The 11021-nt window shown below is 58.2% G+C and carries 7 protein-coding genes; all 7 read left to right on the top strand.

Features of this window, described 5'->3' with window-relative positions; translation table 11 throughout:
• Window positions 1-373, top strand: a 373-nt coding sequence (gene rplJ / locus ABRP93_RS11030) for a 50S ribosomal protein L10 (protein ID WP_349887956.1), incomplete at its 5' end; no start/stop codon positions are given.
• A gap of 88 nt (window positions 374-461) precedes the next feature.
• On the top strand, window positions 462-851 hold the full coding sequence (rplL, locus tag ABRP93_RS11025; RefSeq protein WP_005276856.1) for a 50S ribosomal protein L7/L12: 390 nt from the start codon (window positions 462-464) through the stop codon (window positions 849-851).
• Window positions 852-1024: 173 nt separating this feature from the next.
• Window positions 1025-1303, top strand: coding sequence for a type II toxin-antitoxin system RelE/ParE family toxin (locus tag ABRP93_RS11020; protein ID WP_284642670.1), 279 nt, complete (start codon window positions 1025-1027; stop codon window positions 1301-1303).
• Window positions 1278-1613, top strand: a complete 336-nt coding sequence (locus tag ABRP93_RS11015; protein ID WP_284864783.1) for a HigA family addiction module antitoxin — start codon at window positions 1278-1280, stop codon at window positions 1611-1613. The genes ABRP93_RS11020 and ABRP93_RS11015 overlap by 26 nt, the downstream gene beginning before the upstream one ends.
• A 76-nt stretch (window positions 1614-1689) precedes the next feature.
• On the top strand, window positions 1690-2700 hold the full coding sequence (gene pgfA / locus ABRP93_RS11010) for a cell envelope lipid trafficking protein PgfA (protein WP_349887955.1): 1011 nt from the start codon (window positions 1690-1692) through the stop codon (window positions 2698-2700).
• A 375-nt stretch (window positions 2701-3075) separates the two neighbouring features.
• On the top strand, window positions 3076-6570 hold the full coding sequence (gene rpoB / locus ABRP93_RS11005; RefSeq protein ID WP_349868240.1) for a DNA-directed RNA polymerase subunit beta: 3495 nt from the start codon (window positions 3076-3078) through the stop codon (window positions 6568-6570).
• A 132-nt stretch (window positions 6571-6702) separates the two neighbouring features.
• The gene (locus ABRP93_RS11000) at window positions 6703-10698 is read left to right on the top strand and encodes a DNA-directed RNA polymerase subunit beta' (protein ID WP_349868239.1); all 3996 of its coding nucleotides are present in this window, start codon (window positions 6703-6705) and stop codon (window positions 10696-10698) included.
• The last annotated feature ends 323 nt before the right edge of the window (window positions 10699-11021 follow it).

Here is an 11021-nt window from a genome sequence, read left to right as displayed (position 1 = left end):
GGGATACGGTCAGGCCGCGGTACTCAGTCAAAACGACGGAGCTGGCATCGAAGGTCTTGATGATTTGCTGACTGGCCCGACCGCAATTGCGTTCATCAAGGGCGAGGCAGTAGATGCTGCGAAGGTCATCACCAAGTTTGCTGATGACAACAAGGCACTCGTCATCAAGGGTGGCTACATGGACGGCGACGCATTGTCTGCGGAGCAGGTTCAGGCCATCGCCAAGCTGGACAACCGCGAGACCACCCTCGCAAAGCTGGCTGGCGCTATGAAGGGTTCTATGGCGAAGGCAGCCGCTGTCTTCAACGCTCCTGCAACCAAGGCGGTTCGCACCGTTGTTGCTCTGCAGGACAAGAAGGAAGCAGAAGCTTAAGTCGTCACAACAGACGCACACATAAAACACCGTGCCTGTTACCCCATCACCGGGGAACAAGCACACAACACAGAAAGGACTTGCCATCATGGCTAAGCTCACCAAGGACGAGCTCATTGAAGCTTTCAAGGAAATGACCCTCATCGAACTGTCTGAGTTCGTTAAGGAATTCGAGGACGTCTTCGACGTTGAGGCTGCTGCACCGGTTGCCGCTGCTGCACCGGGCGCCCCGGCTGAGGGCGGCGCTTCCGCTGCTGAGGAGCAGACCGAGTTCGACGTCGTTCTGACCGACGCTGGCGCTAAGAAGATCGGCGTTATTAAGGCTGTCCGCGAGCTCGTCTCCGGCCTGGGCCTGAAGGAAGCTAAGGAAATGGTTGAGGGCGCACCTAAGGCCATCATCGAAGGCGCTTCCAAGGACGACGCTGAGGCTGCTAAGACCAAGCTGGAAGAGGCTGGCGCTTCCGTCGAGCTCAAGTAATTTAACTGAGCTTCACGCTTTCGAAGCCCCCACTCTTACCGCGCTATACGCGGTGGGAGATGGGGGTTTCTCCCGTTTTGCGGGTTCCTTGAGCTTAGTGGGTCGTTGCGACGACTCTAATAATGATTGTCTCAGCGGTAGACTCAAGTTTCAAAGTGTGACACTATAGGATTGTGGAATTTAGGAGAGATAGCTTAGAGCTGTTTCACATTAATGGTAAATCGCCCAAGTACGTACCTCCTGAATTGCGGAAAGTATTACGCCGGAAGTTGATCATGATTGATCGATCTGCGACAGTTTCTGATTTAAGAGTTCCGCCAGCGAATCACCTGGAAAAGCTTAGAGGTCAGTTCGAAGGCTTTTATTCGATTCGAGTAAATGCACAGTGGAGGATAATTTTCCGGTGGACAGAGAAGGGAGCTATCGATGTTGACTTCATCGATTACCACTAATGGGTCTGAAGGAGCACTGGACATAGTCCCTGTGCCGCACCCAGGTGAGGTATTAAGCGAAGAGTTTTTAACGCCTTTAGGTATTACTCAATATCGCTTGGCGAAGGACGTTTTTAGCAGCAAATCCCAGATTTCGAAGCTTGTCCGAGGGCGAATTGGATTGAGCGCGGATATGGCTTTGCGTCTTTCAGCATATTTTGGCAATTCCGCCGAATTCTGGTTGGGATTGCAAGAAGAATATGACCTTTGGTGCGCTCGGCGCACGACGGACACGAGCGGCATTATTGCCTGGGATAAGCACACGGCGTAGGAATCTTAGGTTTAGTCCGCTCAGGCCCGCCTGTAGAAACTAGGATTCGGGGGTTAGCGCTGTAGAATTAGCCCCCATGCTGCCCAAGTCCCGCATCTTTTCCGTCCTTTTACTTGGCCTCGGCGTAGCGCTGGTGGCCGCCGGAGTAGCGGCGCCGGCGTTTTTGGATTTCTCGCCGCGGTTGCCGTTGGAACTCAAAAACACTACGTGGACCCTTAAGGATGACTCCGCGGATTCCCAAGTGGTCAATAAGGATGGCACGTCGCCTTATTCTGGGCCGATGACCTACCAGATTAATGCGGGCATCCAAGAGCCTTCAGATGAAGATACCGCGACGCTGCGCATAGGGGAGACGCGCCTGCGCGGCGATGGTCAGGGCATCGACGATTTAAGCCAGGCGCAGGTGTGGACCTATCCCATCGACCGTCTGAGCGGTGAGGCAGAGGCAGAAGCCAGCCTGAGCCACACTTTGGCTAGCCCCGAAGATCAGGTGGCCATCGACGGGTACTGGCTGAAATTCCCAGCGGATGCGGAGAAAACGAACTACCCGGTTTTTGACCCCACCCTGCGCAAGGCGGTGGACGCGGTCTTTGAAGAAGAAACTGACATAGAAGGCCGCACGGTGTATCGCTATCACCAGGAAATTGAACCAACGAACGTAGCGCAGCTGTATGCCGCCGATGGCAATACCACCTCCTTCCCCAAGGAAGATGGGGGTCAAGAACCTGGTTATTTGATGCACTCGGGCAGCCGAGACTTCTACGTCGACCAAGCCACCGGCTTGGTGGTGGGCATGGATATGGATATCGATGACTACTACGCGGATCGCGAGGGGGTAGGGCGCGAGCGAGCCTTTGTCTTTAATGGTTCCACTTCACAGGAAAGCCGTGCGGCGCTCATCGCGGAAGCAGAATCATTCCCACGCAACCACATGGCGGAGATCGCGCGCTGGGTAGCCCTAGGAATCGGTATCTTGCTTACCTTTATTGGGGTCATTGGGGCACTTGGAATATATGACCGTAAAAACAAGCATGTACGCCGTCACGGAAAAAACGTCACCCAAATAGCTAGGCAAAGTTCCAGCTAAGAGCCTTAAGTGTGGTTCGGGTTGCGGTTGCATGAGTTTTTAGTGGTACGGTGCTTGTGGTTGCCGCGATAGACGCGGTGCAGCATTACTGCCGCGTTGGCGCAGCGGCGAGCGAGAGCTTGCCCCCGAACGCGGAATGAAAAAGCCTTAAGAGTGGTGTGTCTTTACATACCTGAGTTTTTCCTATACACTAATTCGTTGCGCTGGAATCTGGATCTTCGGTGCACATTTAGCCTTTCGGGTTGGTGATGGCAAAACCGACTTGACAAGGTGATTTTGTGCATTCTGAACCCAGACACTCCACAGCAGACCGAATGCTAAAATTACCAGCGGTTTTGCTGCTCGTCGGCCAGGGCGAGTAGCAATCCGCGTGAGGTGCTGGAAGGACCCATCTTGGCAGTCTCCCGCCAGACCAAGTCAGTGGCCAATATCCCCGGAGCCCCGAAGCGATACTCGTTTGCGAAAATTAGCGAGCCTATCGCCCTGCCGGGCCTCCTTGACGTACAACTCGATTCCTTTGCTTGGCTCGTCGGCTCGCCGGAATGGCGCGAGCGTGAGCAGGCTGAGCGCGGCGATGACGCACGCGTGACGAGTGGCCTTGAGGATATCCTCGAAGAGCTCTCGCCGATTCAGGACTACTCGGGCAATATGTCCCTGTCCCTGTCGGAGCCTCGCTTCGAGCCGGTGAAAAACACCGTCGACGAGTGTAAAGAAAAGGACATCAACTACTCCGCGCCGCTGTACGTGACCGCAGAGTTCATTAATAACGACACCCAAGAGATTAAGTCGCAGACCGTCTTCATCGGTGACTTCCCGATCATGACGGATATGGGTACCTTCATCGTGAACGGTACCGAGCGCGTCATCGTCTCCCAGCTGGTGCGTTCCCCGGGCGTGTACTTCGATCGTTCCATCGATAAGTCCACCGAACGCCCGCTGCACTCCGTGAAGATTATTCCTTCCCGCGGTGCTTGGCTGGAGTTCGACGTGGACAAGCGCGATACCGTCGGCGTGCGCATTGACCGCAAGCGCCGTCAGCCGGTAACCGTCCTGTTGAAGGCTCTGGGTTGGACCGAGGAGCAGATCAAGGAGCGATTTAGCTTCTCTGAGCTCATGATGTCCACCTTGGAATCTGACGGTGTATCCAATACCGATGAAGCGCTGCTGGAGATCTACCGCAAGCAGCGCCCAGGCGAGCAGCCTACCCGCGAGTTGGCGCAGTCCTTGTTGGATAACTCCTTCTTCCGCGCTAAGCGCTATGACCTTGCGAAGGTTGGCCGTTACAAGGCCAACCGCAAGCTGGGACTTGGCGGCGACCACGACGGTCTAATGACCCTGACGGAAGAAGACATCGCCGTCACCCTGGAGTACTTGGTACGCCTGCACGTTGGCGAGCGCGAGATGAAGGCGCCAAACGGCGAGATGATTTCGCTGAACACCGACGACATCGACCACTTTGGTAACCGTCGTCTGCGTACCGTAGGTGAACTCATCCAGAACCAGGTTCGCGTGGGCCTGTCCCGCATGGAGCGCGTCGTGCGTGAGCGCATGACCACTCAGGATGCCGAGTCCATCACGCCGACGTCTCTGATTAACGTGCGCCCGGTCTCCGCTGCTATCCGCGAGTTCTTTGGTACCTCGCAGCTCTCGCAGTTCATGGACCACAACAACTCCCTGTCTGGCCTGACCCACAAGCGCCGCCTATCCGCGCTGGGCCCGGGTGGTCTGTCCCGTGAGCGCGCCGGCATCGAGGTGCGAGACGTGCACGCTTCGCACTACGGCCGCATGTGCCCGATTGAGACCCCTGAGGGTCCAAACATTGGTCTGATTGGTGCGCTGGCGTCCTACGCCCGCGTGAACCCCTTCGGCTTCATCGAGACCCCGTACCGCAAGGTCGTTGACGGCAAGATTACGGACCAGGTGGAGTACCTCACCGCTGATGAGGAGGACCGCTTCGCCATTGCTCAGGCCGAGGTCGAGCAGGACGAGGAAGGCCGTTTGATTGGTGAGCGCATCGAGGTCCGCCTGAAGGAGGGTGACATCGGAGTGACCGATGCCTCCGGTGTGGACTACGTTGACGTTTCCCCGCGTCAGATGGTCTCCGTTGGTACCGCCATGATTCCGTTCTTGGAGCACGACGATGCTAACCGTGCCTTGATGGGTGCGAACATGCAGAAGCAGGCGGTTCCGCTGGTTCGTTCCGAGGCCCCACTGGTGGGTACCGGTATGGAGCAGCGCGCTGCCTATGACGCCGGCGACGTCGTCATCACGCCAAAGGCCGGTGTGGTAGAAAACGTCACCGCCGACGTCATCACCATCATGGACGATGAGGGCCAGCGCGATACCTACATCTTGCGCAAGTTCGAGCGCACCAACCAGGGCACCAACTACAACCAGACCCCGCTGGTTTCCATGGGTCAGCGCGTAGAGGCCGGCCAGGTTTTGGCCGATGGCCCAGGTACCCACAACGGTGAGATGTCGCTCGGCCGTAACCTGCTGGTTGCGTTCATGCCATGGGAAGGCCACAACTACGAGGACGCCATCATCCTCAACCAGCGCATCGTGGAAGAGGACATCCTGACCTCCGTCCACATCGAGGAGCACGAGATCGATGCTCGTGACACCAAGCTGGGTGCCGAGGAAATCACCCGCGAGATTCCAAACGTCTCGGAGGACGTCTTGAGCGACCTCGATGAGCGCGGCATCATCCGCATCGGTGCTGACGTTCGTGCCGGCGATATCCTGGTGGGTAAGGTCACCCCGAAGGGTGAGACCGAGCTGACTCCGGAAGAGCGCCTGCTGCGCGCCATTTTCGGTGAGAAGGCCCGCGAGGTGCGCGATACCTCCATGAAGGTTCCGCACGGTGAGGTGGGCAAGGTCATCGGCGTTGCCCGCTTCTCCCGCGATGATGACGACGACCTGGCACCTGGCGTCAACGAGATGATCCGCGTCTACGTGGCACAAAAGCGCAAGATCCAGGACGGCGATAAGATGGCCGGCCGCCACGGCAACAAGGGTGTTGTGGGCAAGATCCTGCCGCCAGAGGATATGCCGTTCATGGAGGACGGCACCCCGGTGGACATCCTGCTGAACACCCACGGTGTGCCGCGTCGTATGAACATCGGCCAGGTTCTTGAGCTGCACTTGGGCTGGTTGGCTCACGCTGGTTGGAAGGTCGACACCGAGGATCCGGCTAACGCCGAGCTCCTCAAGACCTTGCCAGAAGAGCTTTACGATGTCCCTGCGGACTCCCTGACCGCCACCCCGGTCTTCGATGGTGCTACCAACCACGAGATCGAGCGCCTGTTGGCATCGTCCCGCCCGAACCGCGACGGCGACGTACTGGTCAACGAGCACGGTAAGGCCACGCTTTTCGATGGCCGCTCCGGCGAGCCGTACAAGTACCCCATCTCCGTGGGCTACATGTACATGCTCAAGCTGCACCACTTGGTCGATGAGAAGATTCACGCTCGTTCCACTGGTCCTTACTCCATGATTACCCAGCAGCCACTGGGTGGTAAGGCTCAGTTCGGTGGCCAGCGCTTCGGCGAGATGGAGGTGTGGGCAATGCAGGCTTATGGCGCTGCCTACACCCTGCAGGAGCTGCTGACCATAAAGTCCGATGACGTGGTAGGCCGCGTGAAGGTCTACGAGGCCATCGTGAAGGGCGACAACATTCCAGATCCGGGCATCCCTGAGTCCTTCAAGGTGTTGCTCAAGGAGCTGCAGTCCCTGTGCCTGAACGTGGAAGTTCTTTCCACCGACGGCACCCCGATGGAGCTGTCTGGCTCTGATGACGATGACATGGATAGCCCATCGCTTGGCATTAACTTGTCCCGCGATGAGGGCTCCTCCGCTGACATCGCCTAAATAGATTCTCGGTCCACTGCGGAATGCACGGTTCCGGTGTTTACCACCGGAACCGCCGCGGGCGGGCAATAAAGATTAATTCATTAAAAGCCATCAATTCCTCACATGACGAGGATGAAAGGGAGACATTACGTGTTTGACGTAAATCTCTTCGACGAGCTCCGCATCGGTCTGGCCACTGCTGACGATATCCGTCGCTGGTCTAAGGGCGAGGTTAAAAAGCCCGAGACCATTAACTACCGCACGCTGAAGCCGGAAAAGGACGGCTTGTTCTGCGAGCGCATTTTCGGACCTACCCGTGACTGGGAGTGTGCTTGTGGTAAGTACAAGCGCGTCCGTTACAAGGGCATCATCTGTGAGCGTTGCGGCGTAGAGGTCACCAAGTCCAAGGTGCGCCGTGAGCGCATGGGCCACATTGAGCTGGCCGCTCCGGTAACCCACATCTGGTACTTCAAGGGCGTTCCTTCCCGTCTGGGCTACCTGCTGGACCTGGCTCCGAAGGACCTTGAGCGCATCATCTACTTCGCCGCCAACATCATCACCTCCGTTGATGAAGAGGCTCGCCACAACGATCAGTCCACTCTGGAAGCAGAAATGCTGCTGGAAAAGAAGGACGTTGAGGACGATACCGAGTCCGAGATCGCAGAGCGCGCTTCCAAGCTCGAGTCCGACTTGGCAGAGCTGGAGGCAGCCGGTGCGCGTGCCGATGCCCGCAAGAAGGTACAGAACGCTGCCGATAAGGAAATGCAGCACATCCGTGAGCGCGGCGAGCGCGAGGTCGCACGCCTGGATGAAATCTGGAACACCTTCCTGAAGCTTGCTCCGAAGCAGATGGTCATCGATGAGACCATCTACGAAGAGCTGGTTGACCGCTACGAGGATTACTTCACTGGCGGCATGGGTGCAGAAGCCATCCAGACCTTGGTCCGTAACTTCGACCTCGAGGCAGAGGCCGAGGAGCTGCGTGAGATCATCAACAACGGCAAGGGCCAGAAGAAGATGCGCGCGCTTAAGCGCCTCAAGGTTGTTGCCGCATTCCTGAACTCTGGCAATGACCCGGCAGGCATGGTGCTGGACGCTATTCCGGTTATCCCGCCTGAGCTGCGCCCGATGGTGCAGCTGGACGGTGGCCGCTTCGCCACCTCGGACCTGAATGACCTGTACCGCCGCGTTATCAACCGCAATAACCGCCTAAAGCGCATGATCGACCTGGGTGCACCAGAGATCATCGTGAATAACGAGAAGCGCATGCTGCAGGAGTCTGTGGACGCGCTCTTCGATAACGGCCGCCGTGGCCGTCCGGTTACCGGCCCGGGTAACCGCCCGTTGAAGTCCTTGTCTGACTTGCTGAAGGGTAAGCAGGGTCGTTTCCGCCAGAACCTGCTGGGTAAGCGCGTGGACTACTCCGGTCGTTCCGTTATTATCGTCGGTCCGCAGCTCAAGCTGCACGAGTGTGGTCTGCCGAAGCTGATGGCACTCGAGCTGTTCAAGCCCTTCGTTATGAAGCGCTTGGTCGAAAACGACTACGCCCAGAACATCAAGTCTGCAAAGCGCATGGTGGAGCGCCAGCGCCCAGAGGTGTGGGACGTGCTGGAGCAGGCCATTTCTGAGCACCCTGTGATGCTCAACCGTGCGCCTACGCTGCACCGCCTGGGCATTCAGGCCTTCGAGCCGAAGCTGGTTGAGGGTAAGGCTATTCAGCTGCACCCGCTGGCCTGTGAGGCCTTCAACGCCGACTTCGACGGTGACCAGATGGCAGTTCACCTGCCGCTGTCTGCAGAAGCACAGGCGGAAGCTCGCGTGCTGATGCTGGCTTCCAACAACATTCTGTCTCCGGCATCCGGTAAGCCACTGGCTATGCCGCGTCTGGATATGGTGACCGGCTTGTACTACCTCACCATGGACAAGGCAGAGGACGAGATCGGCGGCAATGGTCGCTACCGCGAGGCTGGCGAGGACTACCCGGCAACCGGTGTGTACTCCTCTTACGCTGAGGCCCTGATGGCTTATGACCGTGGCACCGTTGGTCTGCAGGCACCGATCAAGGTTCGCATCGATCACCTGCGCCCGCCAGAGGACATCGAGGCAGAGCTCTTCCCTGATGGCTGGTCCAAGGGCCAGGCATGGTTGGGCTACACCACCATCGGCCGCATCATGTTCAACGAGCTGCTGCCGTGGAACTACCCGTACCTTGAGGGCATCATGGTCCGCAAGGGCGGCGGCACCGATGGCAAGGTGCTCATTGGTGACGTGGTCAATGACTTGGCCACCAAGTACCCAATGATCACCGTGGCCCAGGTACTGGACAACATGAAGGACGCTGGCTTCTACTGGGCAACCCGTTCCGGTGTGACCATTACGATGTCTGACGTACTGGTGCTGCCGAATAAGACCGAGATCCTCGAGTCTTATGAGAAGGAAGCAGAGCGCATCGAGCGTAAGTACTGGGAGCAAGGTGCTCTGACGGAGCGCGAGCGTTATGACCGCCTGGTTGAACTGTGGAAGGATGCTACCGACACCGTTGGTGAGGCCGTCGAGAACATCTACCCGGATTACAACCCGATTCCAATGATTGTGAAGTCGGGTGCTGCCGGTAACATGCGTCAGATCTGGACGCTGGCCGGTATGAAGGGCATGGTTGTGAACTCGCACGGTGATTACATCACCCGCCCGATTAAGACCTCCTTCCGCGAAGGCCTGTCCGTGCTGGAGTACTTCAACAACTCCCACGGTTCCCGTAAGGGTCTGGCCGATACCGCGCTGCGTACCGCTGACTCTGGTTACCTCACCCGTCGTCTGGTGGACGTCGCTCAGGACGTCATCGTCCGCGAAGAGGATTGTGGTACCCGCCAGGGCGTGCGTGTTCCTATCGGCGAGGTATCCGGCGATAAGGTCGTCCTCTCCGAGCTGTGGGAGACCTCCGCTTCCGGTCGCGTACTTGCCACCGACGTCAAGGACGAGAACGGCGAGGTCGTCGCAGAGGCTGGTGCTGACTTGACCGAGGAGCTCACGCAGAAGCTTCTCGATGCCGAGGTCACCGACGTCAAGGTCCGCTCCGTGCTGACCTGCCAGACCCCGGCTGGTGTCTGTGCTAAGTGCTACGGCAAGTCCATGGCTTCCGGCCAGTTGGTCGACATCGGCGAGGCCGTCGGCATCGTGGCTGCACAGTCCATTGGTGAGCCTGGTACCCAGCTGACCATGCGTACCTTCCACCAGGGTGGTGTCGGTGGCGACATTACCGGTGGTCTGCCGCGTGTTCAGGAGCTCTTCGAGGCCCGTAACCCGAAGAACCGCGCACCGATTGCCTCCGTGGACGGCACCGTGTCCCTGTCCGATGAAGGCAACTTCTGGACCATGACCATCACCCCGGATGACGGTTCCGATGACGTGGTCTACGAGAAGCTGTCCAAGCGCCAGGGTCTGGCCCAGGTGCGTCGCCCGATGGAGTCCAACCCGGATGCGATGATCGAGCGTTCCTTGAAGGACGGCGACCACGTTGAGACCGGTGACCGCTTGATGCGTGGTGCGGCTGACCCGCACGACGTGCTCGAGGTTCTGGGCCGTCGCGGCGTGGAGCAGCACCTCATCAACGAGGTGCAGGCCGTGTACCGCACCCAGGGTGTGGCCATCCACGACAAGCACATCGAGATCATCATCCGCCAGATGCTGCGCCGCGGTACCGTCATCGACGCCGGTACTACGGAGCTGCTGCCGGGTAACCTGATCGACCTTTCTGAGGCCAAGCAGATGAACGCTGCTCAGGTCGCAGAAGGCGGCGAGCCGGCACAGCTGCGCTCGGAGATCATGGGTATTACCAAGGCCTCCTTGGCTACCGAGTCCTGGCTGTCCGCAGCTTCGTTCCAGGAGACCACGCGTGTGCTTACCGATGCCGCTATTAACAAGCGCTCCGATAAGCTCATCGGCCTCAAGGAAAACGTCATCATCGGTAAGCTGATCCCGGCCGGTACCGGTATCTCCCGTTACCGCAATATCTCCGTCAAGCCGACCGAGGCCGCGCGCAACGCCGCTTACTCGATTCCGACTTACGGCGATTCCATCTACGGCGATGACGGCTTTGGTGAATTCACCGGCGCCTCCGTCCCGCTGGATGAGGACTTCACCTTCTAAGTCCTAGGCGCTCGTGCCCCTCGGCACCGCGTCCAGTCAGAGCCCCCGCTTCCGTGTTAAACGGTAACGGGGGCTCTTGCCGTTGGAGTCTGTTGGCGCGGTTGAGCACGCCAATTCGGCCGCCGAATTGGTTGTGGGGACCCGTATGCGTGCCTGCTAGTATGAGTAAAGCCTGTGCCCAGATAAGTAAAATGTGGGCCTTGGGCTATTTGATTTAAACCATTACACGGGAGCTTTCAGAATCTGTGGGGCCCGAACCCCGGAAAGTGGACACGGGGATTTAATCAAGATGCGATAGTAAGTGTAGCTGATCCGGCGGCTTC

Source organism: Corynebacterium sp. KPL2850, assembly GCF_040225855.1.
Taxonomy (GTDB): Bacteria; Actinomycetota; Actinomycetes; order Mycobacteriales; family Mycobacteriaceae; genus Corynebacterium.
Note: the sequence above shows the minus strand (reverse complement) of the source record. Positions and strands in the feature narration are given on the sequence as shown.

Excerpts from the sequence above, each read along its gene's own strand:
- pgfA (WP_349887955.1), top strand. The coding sequence starts at position 1,690 with ATGCTGCCCAAGTCCCGCATCTTTTCCGTCCTTTTACTTGGCCTCGGC.
- rplL (WP_005276856.1), top strand. The coding sequence starts at position 462 with ATGGCTAAGCTCACCAAGGACGAGCTCATTGAAGCTTTCAAGGAAATG.
- ABRP93_RS11015 (WP_284864783.1), top strand. The coding sequence starts at position 1,278 with ATGTTGACTTCATCGATTACCACTAATGGGTCTGAAGGAGCACTGGAC.